Raw genomic sequence first — 20829 nt, 5'->3', positions numbered from 1 at the left:
TTCTATATAAAATTAAAACTTTTCTGATAAAATAATATAAAAATCGAATTATTGCAAGATTTAGATTCTATTTAGAGGAAAATAAGGAGAAACAAGGAAAAAACCCTTACATATATTGTAAGAGTCAACGAAGTTCTAATCTTCTCGATAAAATTGATAAACTATAATTTACGATAAAGTACATACAAGCTACTAATATAAATGTTGGAATCATGTAATTCACATTTTGCCCGCTAATAATTTGAGCATTATGCATAAGCTCAGGGAGTGATATAACAACCGCTAGCGACGTATCCTTCAGCAATGAAATAAATTGACTGACAAGCGGCGGAACCATTCTCCTTAATGCTTGTGGCAAAATAATATGCCACAGCGCTTGCACATAAGTTAATCCCGAAGATCTTGCGGCTTCAACCTGCCCTTTTTCAATAGACAATAGACCACTTCTAACAATTTCAGATATCATTGCTGCCTCAAATATTGTTAAAGCAACAATTGCAGCTGTTATAATTTCTAATTTCAAGCCTGCTTCTGGAAGTGCAAAATACGTGAAAAATATAATTAACAGTAGTGGTAAGTTTCGAATCACTTCAACTATAACTCCTAATATTTGTGAGACGACAGGTATTTTCGTGTAGCGCAATATACCGATTACACTTCCAATAATAAAACTAAGTACAATTGCTATGAGCGCTACCTCTAATGTTATAAGTAATCCTTTTAATAAAAATAGAATATGATCTCCTGTAATTGCTCCCTTGAAATCCATTTACACCGCCTCCTTTGCTAAGCGTTTTTCTAAATAACGCACTAGCATACTGAGCGGAATTGTTAATATTAAATAAAACATCCCGACAAATATATAAACATCAAACGTAACAAACGTCTTCGTTGAAATTAAATCTCCTTGATACATTAAATCAGCACCAGCAATAATTCCAAGTATTGAGGAGTTTTTAACTAAATTGAGAAACTGGTTTCCTAAAGGGGGAATTACAATTTTCACTGCTTGGGGTAAGACAACATAATACATCGCCTGCACATACGTTAGCCCTGAAGAGCGAGCAGCTTCCATCTGCCCTTTCGCAACTGATAAAATACCAGCGCGAATTACTTCTGCAATAAAAGCTGCCGTATATACCGTAAGCGTAACTGTTCCTGCTACAAAACCATTTAAAGTAATTCCTATTACAGGTAAAGCAAAATAGAATATAAATGCAATTAATACGAGTGGAATATTTCTTACAAACTCCACAAAAGCTGATCCTATCCAATTTAAAATACGAATAGGTGCAATACGCATTACTGCCAAAATTACTCCTAAAATAAAACTACCTATCAATGCAATTACACTAGACATAACTGTATATTTAAATCCTTCTAAATACATATCAATGTTATTCGTTAATATAGAAAAATCAGGCACATATTCTCCCCTCTTTCTTTACAAGAAGAGGATGAGTACTCTCATCCTCTCACTTTTACTATCTACTTTTCTGGTTTTTGTCCAATCCATTTCTCATATAATTTGTCATACTCTCCGCTTGCTTTCATGTCTTTAATTAAAGTATTAATCTCTTTCGTTAAATCATCTGCCCCTTTTTGCACTGCAATTCCATACGGTTCATCTGTGAAAATTTTTCCTACTACTTCATAATTAGAATCTTGTTTTGCCATTCCGTAAAGGATCGCATTATCTGTCGTTAACACATCACCTTTACCTGCCTTTAACGCTGTAAATGCCTCACTATAATTTTCAAACTCTAATACAGTCGCTTCTGGTGACTTTTGACGAATGTTATTTGTAGATGTTGACCCTTTTACAGCTAATACTTTAACGCCTTGTTTTATATCATCGACACTCTTAATATTGCTTCCTTTTTTCACAAGTAACGATTGTCCTGCTTTAAAATATACATCTGAAAAATCCACTTCTTTTTTGCGTTCTTCCGTAATTGTCATTGTTGCAATAATTGCATCAATATCACCATTTTTCAGCATTGGAATACGTGTTTTAGACGTTACTTCTTTCAGCTCTAGCTTCTTTTCATCTCCAAGAATCTTTTTCGCAAGTGCCTTCGCGACATCAACATCGAATCCTTCTACCTGCCCTGTTGAAGGATTTTTTAATCCAAATAAATTCGTATCATTCTTCACCCCAACTACTAATTTCCCTCGTTTCTTAATTTGCTCAACAGCCCCGCCTTGCTTCGTATTTGTTTCCTTTGCCTCATCTTTCTTACTTCCGCAACCAGCAACAACAAGCACAAATAAACATGAAAATACGATTAAAGTAAATAATTTTTTCATTTTAAGCATGAAATTCCTCCTCTAATAATTTAGCACCCGACTTAAAAATAAACGGGCTCTTTCTTGTTCAGGGTTTGCAAAAAAGTGCGCCGGTGTTGTATCTTCAATAATTTGACCATCATCCATAAATAAGATCCTATCTGCTACCTCTCTAGCAAATCCCATTTCATGCGTGACAACGACCATTGTCATCCCTTCTTTAGCCAGTGCTTTCATAACATCAAGTACCTCTCCAATCATCTCTGGATCAAGAGCAGACGTAGGCTCATCGAATAGCATAATTTCCGGCTGCATTGCAAGTCCTCTAGCAATTGCCACCCGTTGCTGTTGTCCTCCGGATAATTGATGTGGATATACGTTAGCCTTCTCCGGGATTCCTACTTTCTCTAAATAAAACATTGCTGTTTTCTCTGCTTCTTCTTTGGAAACTTTATTTACTTTAATCGGTGCTAATGTAATATTTTGCAGAACCGTTTTATGTGGATATAAATAAAAATGTTGAAAGACCATCCCAATATTTCGCCGCAATTCATTCATGTCCGTTTTTTTATTGTGTACCTCTGTATTTTGTACAATTAATTCTCCATCTGTAATTGCCTCTAATTGATTTATACATCGAAGCAATGTACTTTTTCCTGATCCTGAAGGCCCGACAACTACTACCACTTCGCCTTTTTTCACTTGCACATTAATATTTTTCAAAACTTGAAAGTTACCATAATATTTATTTACATTACGAAATTCTATCAACATACTCCCCCTTCCCCTAACAATGCATGTACATTCTTTTTATATTCAAAAATAGTCCCAAAAATAACTTTTAGCTTCAATTTGTCCATAAAAAAAAGCAAAGAGTTTCCCCTTTGCTTCTTCATTTCTATTCTGTTAAGATACTTCTTCTTTCTTATCTTTCCCGTATTCATGCTCCCAAAAATCAGCATTTTTAATTCCTAATGACCCTGGATCGAATACTGGATCTTTTCCTTCTTTTTTCTGTTTTTCATAATCCTTTAATGCGACTAATGCAGGTTTTTGTAATAGTAAAATCGCAATGATATTTACCCATGCCATAATTCCTACCCCAATGTCGCCTAAAGCCCAAGCCGTTGCTGCTGTTTTTATACATCCATAGAATACAGCTCCTAAAAATACAAACTTTAGTACCATAGACATCCAAGGACGGTCTTTATCACGATTTAAGTACGCAATATTCGTTTCTGCAATGTAGTAATACGCCATAATTGTTGTAAACGCGAAGAATAATAACGAGATTGCAACGAAACCGTTTCCAAATCCAGGGAAAACAGATTCTACCGCCGCCTGTGTATATCCTGGTCCTGGCTGAGCACCATTTAGTTTATTAACGATAAAGTTTTTTCCGCTTGCATCAAATACGTTATACATGCCTGTAATAATCATCATAAATGCTGTTGCTGAACAAACAAATAATGTATCAATGTAAACGGAAAATGCTTGCACTAAACCTTGCTTAGCTGGATGTGATACTTCGGCTGCTGCTGCTGCGTGTGGTCCAGTCCCTTGTCCTGCTTCATTGGAATAAATACCACGTTTTACCCCCCAAGAGATTGCTAAACCGATAATACCGCCGAAAGCAGCTTCTAATGCAAATGCACTTCTTATAATTAACATAAATGCTTCTGGCAATTTTTCAATATTCATAGCAACAATGACGCAAGCTACTAAAATATAGCCTATTGCCATAAAAGGTACGACAACTTGCGCTACGTTAACAATTCGCTTTACTCCACCGAAAATGATAAGAGCTAATACGACAACTAATATAGCCCCTGATGCGGTAGTATTAATACTAAAAGCCGTTTCTAAACTTACAGCAATACTATTTGCTTGTACGCCTGGTAGTAAAAGTCCTGTTGCAAGAATTGTCGCTGCAACGAATACTAAAGCATACCATTTAACTCCTAGACCTTTTTCGATGTAATAAGCAGGTCCACCACGAAACTGCCCTTGATGTTTCGTCTTATATATTTGCGCGAGTGTTGATTCTACATAAGCTGATCCTGCCCCTAAAAAGGCTACTGCCCACATCCAAAATACAGCTCCTGGTCCACCGAATGCAACCGCTGTTGCTACCCCAGCGATATTCCCTGTCCCAACACGTCCTGATAACGAAAGTGCTAACGCTTGGAATGAAGAAACACCAGCCTCTGATTTTTCTCCTTGAAATGTCAGCTTCACCATTTCTCCTACGTGCCTTACTTGTAAAAACTTCGTTCGAATAGAAAAATATAAACCTACTCCTAAACATAAATAAACAAGTGCTGGACTCCAAACAATATTATTTAACCAATTTACGAAAGTTTCCAACATTCCCCCTCCTTCTTTATAAAGAATATTCAGAATATATATAAAATTATAAGTGCATACCGAATCTAGGACAATATTATTTTAATAAAGTAAACATATTTTTGTATAAAAAAACAAAGTATATATTTGTTTTATATACTTTGTTTTGAACTAAATGTATTATATATTCACAATTGCTTCTCTTTTAATAATTCTTTCGTATAGCTCTTCTGATAATTTCAAGAAGTTATCAGGCATATCTTTCCCTTTAAACTTCTTCTGAAGCGTTCCATATAAACCTATATCACGTAAACGCAAAAATAGTGGCAACGAGTCATACCAACTATCCGCCAGCCTGTGCTCATACTCATATCCTTTTCGTAACACTTGTAACTGTTTACGAGCAAAATCTGTCTTCTCTTCTGCTGTCCACGGTGTAAATAGAACAGAGTAATAAAGAACCATCGCTAAATCATGTATAAAGTAATTATAAGCTGCATCATCAAAATCAAAGATTGTTAACTCTTTACCATCATAATGAAAATTACCTGGATGAATATCCCCGTGCATAAGGCCGAACGTTTCTCTTTCAATTGAAAGAGCCTTTATCTCATCCATTAATACCGCAGCGATTTTTTTCACTTGATCATCTTCTAGTTCATTAACAATCCCACTCTCGTCTTCTTCCCACGTATCACGATAGTCTGTTTTAGGATATTCCATTGTAAGGCGATGCAGTTGCCCAATCGCTTTTCCCCATGCTTCAAAGAGAGGCTCGCCCCAATAAGGCGATTCCTCTCCTTTTACTTGCTCACCTTTTGCATATGTAAATAAAGAAGCGGAAAAGAACGTTCCATCCTCTGCTACGATTTTTTCTACGAGATTTCGAGACGTTGAATAAAGAGGTCCTGCTACCTTTGCCCCATTCTCCGCAACATATCGTAAAAAATCTAGTTCGGCCTCTACCTCTTGTTTAGAACGATGAGAAGAATGTGTTAAACGTAATACGTAATCTTCATCATTATCACCCTTCGCCTTAAAAATATAATTCTCAAAATCTCCAAGTGGCTTTTCTTCCACTGTTACATGAAACAAATTCGCTGCTCTTTTTAAAATCTCTTTCGTAAAAACACGTTCTACAGCTATTTCCATATATATCCCTCCTATATATCTTCTTAATTCGACACAAATGTTAGAAGTACTGCTATGAAATTGAATAATGCACAAAAGACAATGTAACGTAACCTTCAATCCTCTTTTTTTAAAATAATTCAAGCATAAATTTCTCACAAACGACAAAAATTAACAGAAACAATTGCACTTTAAGAGAGGTGGAAATTATGACAGAGCAAAAAGAACAACAAGAGAGTAAAAACCAAAAGCATATGTTTCCATCACTTCCGGAGAACATTAATTACATTGAAAATAAACTTTCTCATTCTGATGATATAAAAAAATTAGATCTCCCTTTTCAAAACGGAAAAGGAGCAATCTTATATATCGAATCTTTAGCAGATCCAAATCTAATTCATCAGTTAGTCCTTGAGCCATTATTAACGCGATCAGATTTATCTTTAGATAAAGCTTTTTCTACGTTAAATATGAAAAAAGAAACGAATTTAAATTATGGGATACAACTTTTATTACAAGGTAAATCCTTATATTTTCATGAACACGTCGACAGTTTTTGTATTTTCGAAACAACCTTATCTTTAAAGAGAGATATAGCAGAGCCTGATAATGAAGGAGTTGTGCGCGGTCCACATACTGGTTTTGTAGAGGATCTAGCAACTAATTTAACCTCTATTCGTAAACTCATTAAGAGTCCAAATTTAGTTGTTAAGTATTTTACACTCGGTGAAGAAATGCACACGAAAGTGGCAATTACTTATATGCAAAATATAGCGAATGACGATTTAGTTATAGAAGTGAAAAGAAGATTGGAAACCATTAAAACGGATGCACTTATGCCACCAGGATACATACAAGAATTTATAGAGGACACGTCTTTCTCCCCATTTCCGCAGCAATTAAATACAGAGCGTCCAGATAGAACTGTTGCTAATTTAATGGAAGGGCGTGTTGCTATTTTATCTGATGGAGATCCAACAGTGCTCATCGTTCCTGTTACATTATTTGCTTTCTATCAATCACCAGATGATTATAATAACCGTTGGATTGTCGGTTCTTTCGTCCGAATGATTCGCTTAGTAAGTTTTTTAATTGCCTTTCTCTTACCAGCTTTATATATTGCAACTGTTGCTTTTCATCCTGATGTGTTACCGCTCGAACTTGTGTATACGATTAAAGCTTCATTAGAGAAAGTACCGCTTCCTCCTATTTTTGAAGCTCTCTTAATGGAGTTAATTTTCGAGTTATTACGAGAAGCTGGTATTCGCTTGCCGAGCCGCGTTGGACAAACAATCGGTATTGTAGGTGGTTTAGTAATTGGGGATGCAATTGTAAAAGCTGGACTCGTTTCTTACACAATGATCATCGTTGTAGCTTTAACTGCAATCTCATCTTTTCTCGTTCCATCAAACGATATGAGTTCAGCAGTTCGGATTCTTCGTTTTCCATTAATGCTCCTTGCTGCCATATTCGGATATGTAGGAATATCATTCGGTCTCATTATAACTTTCGTTCACTTATGTCAGCTTCATTCATTTCATACACCATATCTTTCTCCTGTTGCCCCGATGCGGATTAAAGATATGAAAGATTCTTTCATAAGACTACCAATTTGGTCATTTTGGGAAAGACCACATGATCCAAAACCGAAAAAAATGCAGCGCCAACATGTAACGAGAGAGGATGAGGACGGTGACAAACACGCAAAGTAAAATTTCACTTGTTCAATTTACCTTTTTCGTTATTCAATGCCAAATTGGGGTCGGTATACTATCTCTACCTAACCGGCTTCATCCGATAGCAAAAGGTGGTGGTTGGATTTCTGCGCTCATCGCGGGGCTTGCCATTCAACTTATTATTTTACTTATGTGGCTTTTCTTAAAACGATTTCCTGATGCAGATATGTATAAAAGTGTTTGTATGCTATTTGGTAATAAGTTAGGAAAACTATTGGGCTTTTCTTATGTTTTTTATTTTACCCTTATCGGTATGACGGTTATGTTGAATGCTTGTAACGTCATTAAAGTATGGGTTTTACACGCAACTCCGTGGTCTGCAATTCTCATATTATGTACAGTAGCTTGTTGTTATGTAGCTTATAACACATTTAAAGTCATCGTACGATTTTATGTCATGGCCTCTATTCTCATTATTCCAATGGCTCTTTTAATTGCCCTAGGGCTTTCACGAGCTGATTTCTCTTATATTTTTCCTATTACAGAAGCCGGATGGTGGAATATAATTCAAGCATCCAAGGAAACAATTACAGCCATGTATGGTTTTGAAATTATTCTTATCGCTTTCCCAAAAGTAAATGGGAGTTCTATTGCAAAACTGAAGGCCATTTCTATCGCCAATGGATTTGTAACTCTTTTTTATACTTTTACCGTTTGGATTTGCTTTATCGTATTTAGTCCAAAGCAAATTGAGCTTATTCCAGAGCCAGTTGCTTACTTATTACGCTCCTTGCATATTGGAATTATAGATCGAACGGACCTAATCTTCATCCCAATTTGGATGATAACAGTTGTCGCTTCTATTGCTAGTTATTACTGCGCTGCTTCAATCGGAATTGGACATATATTCAACCTTGCTAATCATAAAAAGGCTGTTCCAATCGTTGGTATTATTGCTTTTAGTGTAGCCTTATTTATAGATACACCTGAAGAATTAAAAGTAATTTCAACTTTCACTGATAAGTTCACCTATATTTTCATCGTTGTCCTCCCTCTTTTATTTCTACTTTATTCAATAATAAGAAAGAAGAAAGGAGAACAGTATGTTCCCAAAAAGAGTTAAATTACTTTTAATATTATGTACTAGTTCCCTCCTTTCTGGCTGTTGGGATCAAGAACCATTAAGGGAGGCAAGTTTAGCTTATAGCGTTGGAGCTGATATTACGGAAGAGAATAAACTCCAGCAAACAATCGAGCTCGTAAAAAGTTCAAGCGGAGAGCAATCTTCATTTGAGAATGAAATATATTCAGCAACCGGGCATAACATAATGGATACAGGCGATGCCCTAAAAAAAAATGTGACTGGGAATATTCGCTATTTTAAATATGGTGTTCAATTACTCGGAACCAAAATTCTAAAAAAGGGTATACTCCCCTATTTAGATGTCAGCTTTCGAGATCCAACAAACCCAACTGCTTTAGTAAAACTTATTGCAGTAGATGGTGAAACATCGGAGATACTCAAAAAAAAGAAAATAGGAAATTTACTAATTGGAGATTTTCTAAAGAAAAAAGTGAAAAGCTTAGAAGATATGAGTGTATTTCCAAAAGAAACTTTAGAAACAGCTGCTACAAAAATGTTAGATCCCGGTAAAGACTTTACCCTTCCTTCTATAAAAATAAAAGGAAAAGAAGTAGTTACAAACGGGTTAGCTTTATTTAACAATGATAAATTAACTGGGCATTTACCTTTGCAACAATCTGTTTTATTCGTGTTATTAACCGGAAAAATGGGAACAAGTGCCCGTATAACCCAAAAACTGACTAGTGATGAATCTGAGAAGACATCTGATTATTTAACAATGGAGATTAGTAATCGAAAATTAAAACGCGACTTAAAAATAACAACAGATAAAAAAGGAAATGTTTATGCTCACATTAAGCTCCAATTAAAAGTTATAGCACTTGAATCTCCAAGAGATAATATGTATACAATGGACGATAGAGAAAAACTAAATAAAGAACTTTCTAAACAACTCACGAAAGAAGCGAAAAAAATAACACAAAAACTACAAAAAGCAAATTGTGATGCTTTCGGTATTGGAAGACATCTTATCGCTTATCATCCTAACTTATGGAAGAAAAAAAATTGGAATAAAGATTATGCAAAAGTAAAATTCAAACCTGAAGTAGAAGTAAGCATTTTGTATAGTGGTGTCTTAAAATAAAAAGGTTGTATGCCGCTCGGGCATACAACCTTTTTATTTCGTATATCGATACACAATTGATTCATATGGTCTTAAGTTAAGTTTTGCAATATCCTTGCTGGCATCTTTATAATTCGACAGTAGTACTTCTTGTTTCATTCCATCTAACTGAACGTGCGCTGGTACTGAATACGTTATTTCTTCTCCATAGAAGTTATTTATAACAAGTAGTACTTCACTTTCTGTAGTACGAGTATATGCCCAAATTTTAGGATCATTTTTATCCAAAATAGCATATTCTCCTTCTGTAATTACATCATACGTTTTTCTAAGCTCTATTAACTTTTTATAATGATAAAATACGGACTCTTTATCTTCTAATGCCTTCTCTACGTTTATTTCTTTAAAATTTTCAGCCGCTGAAATCCAAGGTGTACTTGTTGTAAAACCACTGTTCATCTCTTCATTCCACTGCATCGGAGTGCGAGAGTTGTCACGAGATTTTTGCTTTAAAATCCCTATAATCTCTTCTTTTGATAGCCCTTCTTTTAGCTTTATATCGTATATATTTAACGATTCTACATCACGATATTGCTCGATGGACTCAAATTTAGGATTCGTCATACCGATTTCTTCCCCTTGATAAATATAAGGCGTTCCTTGCAGCATGTGCATGGCTGTCGCTAACATTTTTGCAGATTCGTTTCGGTACTTTCCATCATCACCAAAGCGTGACACGATGCGAGGCTGGTCATGATTACACCAAAATAACGCATTCCATCCTCCGCCCTTTTGCATTTCAATTTGCCAGTTAGACATAATCTCTTTTAATTTAATAAAATCAAACTCTGCTTTCGTCCACTTATCACCATTCGGATAATCTACTTTTAAATGATGGAAACTAAACGTCATGCTTAATTCATTACGCTCAGGATTAGAATATTTAATACAATTATCAATTGTCGTAGATGACATTTCTCCAACTGTAATGACATCTTTTCCTGCAAAAACATTTCGGTTCATCTCTTGTAAATATTCATGAACACGCGGACCATCTGTATAATACTTGCGTCCATCACTTGTCGCAGTACTACCTTCATCGTTTAAGAAGCATTGGTCTTTTGAAATTAAGTTAATGACATCTAATCGAAATCCTGTTACCCCTTTATCCAGCCAAAAACGCATCATATCATATACTTCTTCACGAAGTTTTTCATTTTCCCAATTTAAATCAGCTTGTGTTTCATCAAATAAATGTAAATAATATTGCTCCGTCTTCTCATCATATTTCCAAGCAGATCCACCAAACTTAGACTGCCAATTATTTTTTTCATCACGCCAAATATAGTAATTACGATATGGACTATTTTTATCTTCCTTCGCTTCTTTAAACCACTTATGTTCAGTCGAACTATGATTTACAACAATATCCAGCATAATCTCAATGTTACGTACTTTCGCTTCTGCTAAAAGTTCTTCAAACTCTTCCATCGTTCCGTAAGATGGATCAATGCTGTAATAATCACTTACATCATATCCATTATCATTTTGTGGTGATTGGTATATCGGTGTTAACCAAATATAATCCACTCCGAGTTCTTTTAAATAATCTAGTTTCTCTGTAACCCCTTTTATATCACCGGTTTCTCTATTGTAATAACTATTAAAGCTCTTCGGATAAATTTGATAGACTACACTTTTATGCCAATCCTTCATGTTTAACTTCCTCCTACTTCTGTTTCACTCTTTTTGCAAATAACCATGTTAAAGTAAATGGGATTACAACTGCAATAATCATTCCGACAATAAACATTGGAATCGATTTCGGAATGATAGAAATAAATGCTGGCAATCCCCCAATTCCGATAGCAGGTGCTAATACACCATTTAATGTAATGAATATCGCTGCCACAGCAGACCCTATAATCGCTGCATAAAACGGGAACTTATTTCGTAAATTCACACCAAACATCGCTGGTTCTGTAATACCGAAGTATGCTGAAATGGCTGATGTTGATGCCATACTTTTATCATTTTGATTTTTAGAAATCCAGAACATCGCAAGTGCCGCACTACCTTGCGCAATGTTAGAAAGAGCAATCATCGGCCAAATAAATGTACCGCCATGTTGTGCAATCAATTGTAAATCAATTGCAATAAACATATGATGCATACCTGTAATTACAAGTGGTGCATATAACGCTCCAAATAATACTGCTCCAACTACTGGTACTGTTTCATATACACCTACTAATCCTACTGTTAATAAATCTCCAATATGACGTGTAACCGGACCAATAATTCCTAATGCTAACACACCTGTCACAACGATTGTTGTAATTGGTACAACTAATAATTGAATTGCATTTGGTACATGTTTCTTTAAGAAAATTTCTACTTTACTTAACACAAATGCAGCTACTAAAACCGGCAAGATTTGACCTTGATACCCTACCTTTTCAATTTGGAACAGTCCTAAAATATCGAAGTACTCAATCTTTTGTCCGTCTAAACCAGTCGCTGCTTTTCCATAGTCCCAAGCGTTTAATAAGGCCGGGTGCACAAGCATTAATCCCATAACAATCCCTAGTATTGGACTACCACCAAAACGCTTCGTTGCTGACCACCCGACAAGTGCTGGTAAGAATACGAATGCTGTATTGGCCATCATATTAATTAAATCCCAAAGCCCGCCTAAGTTCGGATAAACATCTAATAAATTTTTCCCATCAAAAAATAAGTCCTTTGCGCCTAATAGATTGTTAATACCCATTAGTAAACCAGCCGTTACGATCGCTGGTAATATCGGCATAAATACATCTGAAAATATTTTTACAAACTTTTGAGCTGGATTTAACTTCTGATTTCCAGAGTCTTTTACGTCAGCTACAGTCGATTCTTTCATACCCGCAAGCGTTATCAATTCAGCGTAAACACGATCTACATCTCCTGGACCAATTACAACTTGAAATATACCAGCGTTATGAAACGCTCCTTTCACTAATGAAACAGACTGTAATTTATCATTATCTATTTTACTTTCATCTTTTAAAGCGATACGGAGCCTCGTCACACAATGTGCAGCTTGTTCAATATTGTCTTTCCCACCAATATACTGCAACACTTCCTCTGCTGTTTTACGATAGTCTTTCCCCATATTCCCGTCCCTCTTTTCTTTTTTTGATACCGTTTACAATTACATATTAACTCGTATATATAAGTTAGTCAACACTCGTATATACGAGTTTGTGTTTTTTTTATAAAAAAAAGAGATGAAACAATATTTTGTTCCACCTCTTTACTTCCTGCGTGCCACATCCGAAAAGTGAAAAATATCTAAACGGTGGCGTGATTCTGTATATTCAAACTGACTTCCATCATACAAATGTGTAAAGTTTTTCACAACGACAACATAGTCTGTTCCATTTAAATCTAAATACTTTCTGTCATCCTCTGTACATGGCTGTACTTCAATTACCCTCTGCGAATAACTAATATGTAGCCCAAGCTCTTTCTCAATGTATTTATAAATCGATGCAGTTGCAATTTCTTTCGTTAATCCTGGAACAAACTCAGATACAAAATGATTTATATCTAAAATTACTTTTTCTCCATCAATATTTCGTACACGTTTAATATGGTCAATCTCTGTTTTTTCTTTTACATTTAATAATTTTGCAATTTCTTTTGTGGCTTTTTCTTTGTCCATTTCCACAACTTCTGTAATACAATGACGTCCTAAACGTTCATTTTCTTCTTGAAAACTTACAATACCGCCAAAATTAAATTCAATATTTTTTCGCTTTAAAACAAAAACACCTTTTCCATGAATTTTTTGCACATATCCACGCTCTTGCAGTAAATCTACAGCTTTTCTCACCGTGCCTCGGCTTGCCTCATACTGCTTCATTAATTCTGTTTCTGATGGGATTTTGCATCCCTCTTTTAATTGTTTATTATCAATAGATTTACTGATTTCTGTATAAATTTGTTCATACTTACTCATCATCTACAATAGCCCCTTGTCACCTTCTAATTCTATATGTATTATAACATGCTTCACTCTTCTGCCAATCTCTCACTTATTTTCCAGTACAAGAAAAATATAGGTAAATATTTAATCTTTAAAACGTATTTTTATAAAAATTTTTATATTTTTCTTTTCATTCAAAAAAACATGTAGTATACTAACTTCAAAATCAGAGGAGAAAGGGAGCAAAGAACTATGCTTACTTATACAACAACTGTAGTTACATTTGCACAAAAACATCATCATCATACGTAACCCTTGAAACCTAGCGGAAAAATTACGCGTAGGTACAAGGGTTATTCCCGTTGTACCTACGCTTTGGCAAAAGAGCCATGTAGGTATTTTTTTATCTACATGGCTCTTTTTTTATTGTCAAAAAGCTAGTAAAAAATGATGTTTAAGCAAAACTTACTACAAAGGAGTTAACAAAAATGGAAACGAAAAAATGGGGATTATGGGTTTTAACAGCATTTGTTATCGGGAATATGGTTGGCGGTGGCGTATTTATGCTTCCAGCAAATTTAGCACAAGTATCAGGTCCAATGGGTTCTACACTCGCATGGAGTATTACAGGCCTTGGCGTATTTATGATTGCACTTGTATTTGGAAATTTAGCGATTCGTAAACCAGAATTAAAAGCTGGACCACAAAGCTATGCTCAAGCGATGTTTCCTTCAAAAAAAGCTGGTAAAGTTGCAGGATATAGTATGGCATGGGGATATTGGGCTGCTAACTGGGCTGCAACAGCATCTGTTATTATTTCCTTTGCTGGATATTTATCAACATTCTTTCCAGTTTTACAAAGTAAGCAAATTCTTTTTTCAATAAACGGATTTTCACTAGAACTCGGAAAAGGGTTAACTTTCCTTGTATGTAGCCTTATGCTATGGGGAATTCAATATATTCTTTCTCAAAATATTGATCGAGCTGGAAATATGAATCTACTTGCTACTATTGCAAAAATTATCGGATTTACAATGTTTATTGTAATTACATTATTCATTTTCAATGCTTCTAATTTCGGAGACGGTCAAACCTTTATGAATGAAGCAGGACAATCTATCTCGTTAGGTGGCCAAATCAATTCAGCTGCTATTGCAACACTTTGGGCGTTTATCGGTATTGAATCAGCGGTTATGCTTTCTAACCGTGCAAAATCACAACGCGATGTAAAAAAAGCTACGATTTTCGGATTAATTATCGCTCTTCTTATTTACATGTCAATTACTTTACTTACAATGGGAGCTCTTCCGCAAGATGCTTTAAAGGAGTCTCAAAAACCGTTAGTAGATGCATTAAATTTAGCAATTGGAAATAAAGGTGCATATATAATGGCCTTACTCGCTCTTATATCTTTATTTGGATCTACAGTTGGCTGGATTGTTGTTAGTTCAGAAGTACCTTACCAGGCAGCAAAAAATGGACTTTTCCCTAAGTTTTTCGGGAAAACAAATAAAAAAGGTAGTCCTTCAAAATCACTATTGATTACAAATATAATGACGCAAATTTTCTTATTTTCAACGATTTCTGGTACTGTTTCAGAAGCGTATAGTTTCGCTATCGTCGTAGCAACATTAGCCTATTTAATTCCATACCTTGTTTCTACCTTGTACCAATTAAAATTAGTTATTACAGGAGAAACGTATGATATACTGCCCGGATCTCGAGTAAAAGATGGAATCATTACGACATTAGCGTTGGTATACTCTATTTGGGTTATCAAAACGGGAACTGCTGATTTAAAAACATTCTTCTTAGGAATTGGATTGTTCGTATTAGGTCTTATTCTTTATCCAGTACTAATGAAAGACTCACAAAAAACGGATTAAATAAAGAGAAGCTGCTGGCTTCTCTTTTTTATTAAAAATCTGTAATTAACTTTTCTTTTAGCTCTCCTACAGATAAAGGTTTCGCATAATAAAATCCCTGTACATAATCACAGCTCATTGATTGTAACAAACTCTCTTGCTCTACTGTTTCTACTCCTTCAGCAACTACTGCTAAATTTAAACTATGAGCAATTTCAATAACGGATTTTACAATCGTTCGTTCTGGTTGTGCGTGATCATAATGAAATTCACGAATAAAATTACGATCAATTTTTACAATATCCAGTGGTAGTTGTTTTAAATAATATAAGGAAGAATAGCCAGTTCCGAAATCATCCAAAGCAATTAAAACACCCATATTTCTTAATTCTTGTAATGTAGCAATAATATAATCAAAATGGCGGACTGCTATGCTTTCCGTTATTTCTAATATTAAACGGTTCGGAGGAAAACCAGTTCTCTTTAAAATGCTACGTACAGAGAAAATAAAACGTTTCTGCATTAATTGTTGTATAGATAAATTCACTGATAACTTTAGTCCTTCTTGATAATTGGGCAATGTTTTAAACAATCGGCACGATTTTTCTAATACCCAGTCTCCTAGCTTTATAATAAGTCCAGACTCTTCAGCTACCGGGATAAATTCGTTTGGTGAAATAGGTCCGTCTTCTGTCATACAGCGTACTAGAGCTTCTATACCAGAATATCTCTTCGTTTTCAAATCAATAATAGGCTGCAATACTACATCTAACTCTTCATCACGAATTGCCTTTTGCAAAGCAAACTCAACTTTCATTCTACGATTTATTTTCGCGCGTAGCTCATCTGTAAAGAAACATGCAGCATTTCTCCCCTGTTCTTTTGCACTATACATAGCTAAGTCGGAGTTTTTCAATAATGTTTCCACGTCTTGTCCGTCTTGTGGATAAGAACAAAGTCCTAGACTAGCTGAAATATATACTTCATGGCCTTCAAGAATAAATGGTGCCTGGAAACATGACAACACAGATGTCGCTAACTGCCTCATATCATCTTGTCTATGATTTTTTGTTAACAGCACAAATTCGTCGCCACCTAGCCTAGCCAGAACATCTTTCTCTCCTAGTACATAATGCAACCTTGAAGCGACTTCGCTTAAAAGTAAGTCCCCTATCATATGACCTAACGTATCATTTACTAATTTAAAACGGTCCAAATCAAAGTAAATCATACCAAATTCTTTTTTATCTGCAATCAATTTATTAACGGTCGTTATTAATTGCAAACGGTTCGGCAAACTCGTTAAAGCATCATGATAGGCAAGTTCCCTATAACGACTTTCACTTAGCCGCAACCTCTGTTCCGCTTCTTTTCTACTACTAATATCATTTCGTATTGCGATAAACTGGTATGGCTCTCCTTTTTCATTTAAAAATGGAACAATTGTTGTTTTGACCCAATAATATGTACCATCTTTTGCTCGATTCCGAATCTCACCTGTCCATACTTTCCCATTCAAAATACGTTTCCATAAGTTTTGAAAAAAGGTTTTCGGATGATGACCTGAATTTAAAATACGGTGATCTTTTCCAATTAATTCTTCTCTTTTGTATTTAGAGATTTCACAAAATTTATCATTTACATATGTAATAAGACCTTTTCGATCTGTAATTGCAACAATTGAAGACTCATCTAATGCTAACTTTAAATCTCGCAACGAAGAGTCATATAATGCATGACCTCTCTGTTCTAGCATGCGCATCTCTCCTTGCTTCTATCTGACTAAAACACAACCTGTTTCTCTTCATAGAAATAGAGATATTTCATTTTCTAATACTAGCCCTTTACATAAATTATCTTTTTAAATAAACCGATTAAAATAACATAATATTATTTGTAATAAAAAGCAATATTATACCGTTTCAATTATAACTGGTAGCTTCCCATATCTCTAATTACTTCGCGCCTTATTATACCGCAATCCTTTTAAGTAGCTCTATGCAAGCCTTGTTTCCAACTAATACCACTCATATCTGATCTCTTTGTTTTTAATAACGAAATAGAAATTAGATCATACTACATAACTATTCACAAATAATAATATGAAAATCTACATTAATGTGCATGTTTTTGAATTACAATAACAAAATATTAACATATTTCCACCTTAACTTTGGAATTATTTTATAAATAAATACTGTATTAAACTAAAAAAGAGGATAGCCTCTTTTTTAGTTTAATACGAATATGGTATTTGCTGATAACCTGGGTATGGCATTGGATACGTTACAGGGTATGGTGATGGATAAGCTACTGGATATGGAGCCGGATAATATCCTCCACTTGTTGCACCTGTTAATGCACCAGCTGTCAGTCCGCCTAACACTCCTCCTGCAAAGCTTCCAGGGAAAAATCCGCCTCCCCATGAACTACCACCACCCCAGCCCCATCCGCCTCCTTGATGATGATGGTGATCATAGTGATTGTGTCCTCCATGGTGATGATGTCCACCATGATTGTGTCCTCCATGATGATGATTTCGATAGTACAATCCATTATTTTCTATATAATTCATGTTTCTCCGCTCCTTTTCGATTTTTTCATTTTCATATGCGTTAAGAGTGGGATAAAAAATGGGATAGTACACTGTATGTAGGACAAATGCGGAAAGTATAGGTGAAATGTCTATATTTTGTAAAAAAAGCAAAACACCTTATAATAAAGATGTCATATTACATCTTCTATTTAAGAAGTCTATATTGAAAAAAGATTAGGGGAATTATATAGAAATGAAGAAGCCTATCGTTCAATTACTATTAATATTTACAATTGTATCTATCGTTCTGTTCCTATTAAATACATCGTATATTTCGTTATATACATTTGTCGGTGCTCTATGGTCCATCACAATTGTCGGAATTTCATTCGTTATTTTTATAGAAAATAGATCTCCACAAAGTACGTTAGCATGGTTTTTAGTATTAGCACTTCTTCCTATTATAGGTGTGCTTTTATACGCTATTTTCGGACGCAGCCGCTGGAGAAGAAAAAAACATCTCCATCGTTCAGAAGAACAAAGAAAATTATTCCGTGAAATATTAGAAGGAAGAAGACTAGAGTTATTACTCACAGTCCCACTAAATGAACGTTCCATACATTTAACAGAAGTCATACAAAAATTTGGAGGTGGTCCTGCCGCAGATAAAACAACTACAAAACTTTTAACAAACGGAGATCAAACATTTTCAGAAATTTTGCGAGCTATAGAGCAGGCAAAGCATCATATACATATTCAATACTACATTTATAAATCTGATGAAATTGGTACAAAAGTTCGAGATGCTTTAATACAAAAAGCAAAAGATGGTGTTATTGTACGCTTCCTTTATGATGGCCTTGGAAGTAATACGTTACGACGACGATTTTTGCAACCTATGAAAGAAGCTGGGATTGAAATTGTAGAATTTGACCCTATTTTTTCAGCTTGGTTACTTGAAACTGTCAATTATCGTAACCATCGAAAAATTGTTATTGTAGATGGAAAAATTGGTTTTACCGGAGGACTCAATGTCGGTGATGAATATCTTGGCCGTTCCAAGAAATTTCCTGTTTGGCGTGATAGTCATTTAAAAATAGAAGGAAAAGCATTATATAAATTACAAGCAATCTTTCTAGAAGACTGGCTCTATGCCTCTAGTGGTTTAAACACTTATTCCTGGGATCAATTCATGAATAGACAATACTTCCCAGGTAAAGAGATTTCAAATGCAGAAGGTGCTGTTCAAATCGTAGCAAGCGGACCAAGCTCCGATGATAAAAGTATTCGTAATACATTATTAGCTGTTATGGGCTCTGCAAAAAAATCCATTTGGATCGCTACACCCTACTTTATTCCAGATCAAGAAACTTTAACATTATTACGCTTAAGTGCAATTGCCGGAATAGATGTACGGATTTTATATCCAGGTAAAAGTGATAGCATCATTAGTGATCAAGCATCTCAATCCTATTTCACTCCGCTTTTAAAAGCTGGTGCTTCTATTTACAGTTATAAAGATGGTTTTATGCATGCAAAAATTGTACTCGTTGATGATACAATTGCAACTATTGGAACAGCGAACATGGATGTACGTAGCTTTGAATTGAATTACGAAATTATTAGCGTGCTTTATGAATCAAAAACAGTTCACGACATTAAACGTGATTTTGAAGAAGATTTTAAACATTCAACTGAAATTAAATGGAACTCTTTCCAAAAAAGAAGTATAAAAAAACGCATATTGGAGTCTTTCATGAGGCTCATTTCTCCTTTACTGTAGGCAATCAACTTCATCTTGATTGCTTTTTCTTTTCCCTTTATCCTCCTTCCTTTTCTTTGCATACCATATTAAAACAAGTTATCATAAGATGTATTACTTTATGAAAATAATGTTAGGTGGGAAATACATGTTAGAACAATTTCATATACATGCTGATTTAAAACAACAGCTTTCTACGATTCATGAAAAGAATAAACAAGAAGCTGGTGAAAATGCACATTTAATCGGAACGAAAATATATAAAGCGTCTGATAATAGCATTATTGAAGATGCGATTACAGCACTTCTTCTTGGCAAGAATATTCTATTAAAAGGACCGACTGGTAGTGGTAAAACAGTACTAGCGGAAACTCTTTCTTCTTTATTCCAAAAACCAATGCATAGCATTAACTGCTCTGTCGACTTAGATGTAGAGGGTATTTTAGGATACAACACACTACAAACGAAAGATGGTGCATCTGAAGTTTCATTCGTTAACGGTCCTCTTATGAAAGCAATGAAGAACGGTCACTTCCTATATATTGACGAAATCAATATGGCAAAACCTGAAACGTTACCACTTCTTCACGGCGCATTAGATTACCGTAAAATGATTACAAACCCATTTACACAAGAGGTTGTATACGGTGATGACGAATACCGTGTAATTGCTGCGATTAACGAAGGTTACGTTGGAACAAGTGAACTAAATGAAGCGTTAAAAAACCGTTTCGTTATTATTGAAGTTCCTTACATTCAAGGTGATACATTAAAAGAACTATTATTAGCAGAATCAAAATTAAATGATGTTGCAACAATTGAAAAGTTTGTTGCATTTGCAAGCGACCTTATGCCTTTAGCGCGCGATGGACGTGTAAGTGAAGAAGCAGCAAGTATTCGTGGTATTATCGACGCATGTGATTTAGGTGTATATATTCCTGTTATGCGAGCGATTGAACGAAGCATAATTGCAAAACTTAATGATGAAACAGAACAAATGACTGTCCGTGAATTAGCAGAAAGTTATTTCTTTGAGGGATAATT

General features: G+C 35.0%; 17 protein-coding genes. 6 read left to right on the top strand and 11 right to left on the bottom strand.

Annotated elements, in window-relative coordinates; translation table 11 throughout:
* Window positions 1-124: 124 nt before the first annotated feature.
* The 6 genes from BHV55_RS03370 to BHV55_RS03345 form a co-directional block, all read right to left on the bottom strand.
* Window positions 125-769, bottom strand: a complete 645-nt coding sequence (locus BHV55_RS03370; RefSeq protein WP_000345955.1) for an amino acid ABC transporter permease — start codon at window positions 767-769, stop codon at window positions 125-127.
* Window positions 770-1426, bottom strand: coding sequence for an amino acid ABC transporter permease (locus tag BHV55_RS03365; RefSeq protein ID WP_001112667.1), 657 nt, complete (start codon window positions 1424-1426; stop codon window positions 770-772). It abuts the gene before it with no gap.
* Between the two features lie 62 nt (window positions 1427-1488).
* Window positions 1489-2319: a glutamine ABC transporter substrate-binding protein GlnH gene (gene glnH / locus BHV55_RS03360; protein ID WP_000916491.1), complete on the bottom strand. Its 831-nt coding sequence runs from the start codon at window positions 2317-2319 to the stop codon at window positions 1489-1491.
* 12 nt (window positions 2320-2331) lie between these two features.
* On the bottom strand, window positions 2332-3063 hold the full coding sequence (locus BHV55_RS03355; protein ID WP_070758205.1) for an amino acid ABC transporter ATP-binding protein: 732 nt from the start codon (window positions 3061-3063) through the stop codon (window positions 2332-2334).
* A gap of 132 nt (window positions 3064-3195) precedes the next feature.
* Complete coding sequence (locus BHV55_RS03350; protein ID WP_070758207.1) at window positions 3196-4656, bottom strand: alanine/glycine:cation symporter family protein; 1461 nt, start codon at window positions 4654-4656, stop codon at window positions 3196-3198.
* Window positions 4657-4815: 159 nt separating this feature from the next.
* The gene (locus tag BHV55_RS03345; protein ID WP_070758209.1) at window positions 4816-5787 is read right to left on the bottom strand and encodes a phosphotransferase enzyme family protein; all 972 of its coding nucleotides are present in this window, start codon (window positions 5785-5787) and stop codon (window positions 4816-4818) included.
* Window positions 5788-5975: 188 nt separating this feature from the next.
* On the opposite strand from BHV55_RS03345, the gene gerKA reads away from it, so the two are divergent.
* Genes gerKA through BHV55_RS03330 form a run of 3 tightly spaced genes read left to right on the top strand, consistent with a single transcriptional unit; the run spans window position 5976 to window position 9670 of the window.
* Window positions 5976-7478, top strand: coding sequence for a spore germination protein GerKA (gerKA, locus tag BHV55_RS03340; RefSeq protein ID WP_061655590.1), 1503 nt, complete (start codon window positions 5976-5978; stop codon window positions 7476-7478).
* Window positions 7459-8565: a GerAB/ArcD/ProY family transporter gene (locus tag BHV55_RS03335; protein WP_000185796.1), complete on the top strand. Its 1107-nt coding sequence runs from the start codon at window positions 7459-7461 to the stop codon at window positions 8563-8565. The genes gerKA and BHV55_RS03335 overlap by 20 nt, the downstream gene beginning before the upstream one ends.
* Window positions 8546-9670 (top strand): Ger(x)C family spore germination protein, encoded by a 1125-nt coding sequence (locus BHV55_RS03330; RefSeq protein WP_070758211.1) that lies wholly within the window; start codon window positions 8546-8548, stop codon window positions 9668-9670. The genes BHV55_RS03335 and BHV55_RS03330 overlap by 20 nt, the downstream gene beginning before the upstream one ends.
* Window positions 9671-9703: 33 nt before the next feature.
* On the opposite strand, the gene treC is transcribed toward BHV55_RS03330, so the two are convergent.
* From treC to treR, 3 genes are all read right to left on the bottom strand, one after another.
* Window positions 9704-11365, bottom strand: coding sequence for an alpha,alpha-phosphotrehalase (gene treC, locus BHV55_RS03325; RefSeq protein ID WP_000656144.1), 1662 nt, complete (start codon window positions 11363-11365; stop codon window positions 9704-9706).
* Window positions 11366-11378: 13 nt separating this feature from the next.
* Window positions 11379-12806 (bottom strand): PTS system trehalose-specific EIIBC component, encoded by a 1428-nt coding sequence (gene treP, locus BHV55_RS03320; RefSeq protein WP_000513940.1) that lies wholly within the window; start codon window positions 12804-12806, stop codon window positions 11379-11381.
* 141 nt (window positions 12807-12947) lie between these two features.
* A complete protein-coding gene (treR, locus tag BHV55_RS03315; protein WP_000987244.1) occupies window positions 12948-13658 on the bottom strand; it encodes a trehalose operon repressor in 711 nt (236 codons plus the stop codon).
* Window positions 13659-14110: 452 nt separating this feature from the next.
* On the opposite strand from treR, the gene BHV55_RS03310 reads away from it, so the two are divergent.
* A complete protein-coding gene (locus tag BHV55_RS03310; protein WP_000448444.1) occupies window positions 14111-15508 on the top strand; it encodes an amino acid permease in 1398 nt (465 codons plus the stop codon).
* Window positions 15509-15539: 31 nt separating this feature from the next.
* Here BHV55_RS03310 and BHV55_RS03305 read toward each other — a convergent pair whose 3' ends face one another.
* Complete coding sequence (locus BHV55_RS03305; protein ID WP_000893350.1) at window positions 15540-17243, bottom strand: putative bifunctional diguanylate cyclase/phosphodiesterase; 1704 nt, start codon at window positions 17241-17243, stop codon at window positions 15540-15542.
* 480 nt (window positions 17244-17723) lie between these two features.
* Window positions 17724-18062 carry a cobalt transporter gene (locus BHV55_RS03300; RefSeq protein WP_070758213.1) on the bottom strand — a complete coding sequence of 113 codons (339 nt, stop codon included), beginning with the start codon at window positions 18060-18062 and terminating at the stop codon, window positions 17724-17726.
* 214 nt (window positions 18063-18276) lie between these two features.
* Between BHV55_RS03300 and BHV55_RS03295 the strand changes: the two genes are divergently transcribed.
* A complete protein-coding gene (locus tag BHV55_RS03295; RefSeq protein ID WP_000743031.1) occupies window positions 18277-19806 on the top strand; it encodes a cardiolipin synthase in 1530 nt (509 codons plus the stop codon).
* Window positions 19807-19933: 127 nt separating this feature from the next.
* On the top strand, window positions 19934-20827 hold the full coding sequence (locus tag BHV55_RS03290; protein WP_000892973.1) for an ATP-binding protein: 894 nt from the start codon (window positions 19934-19936) through the stop codon (window positions 20825-20827).
* Window positions 20828-20829 lie beyond the last annotated feature (2 nt).

The sequence above is a fragment of the Bacillus sp. RZ2MS9 genome (assembly GCF_001816185.2).
Lineage (GTDB): Bacteria > Bacillota > Bacilli > Bacillales > Bacillaceae_G > Bacillus_A > Bacillus_A cereus.
Note: the sequence above shows the minus strand (reverse complement) of the source record. Positions and strands in the feature narration are given on the sequence as shown.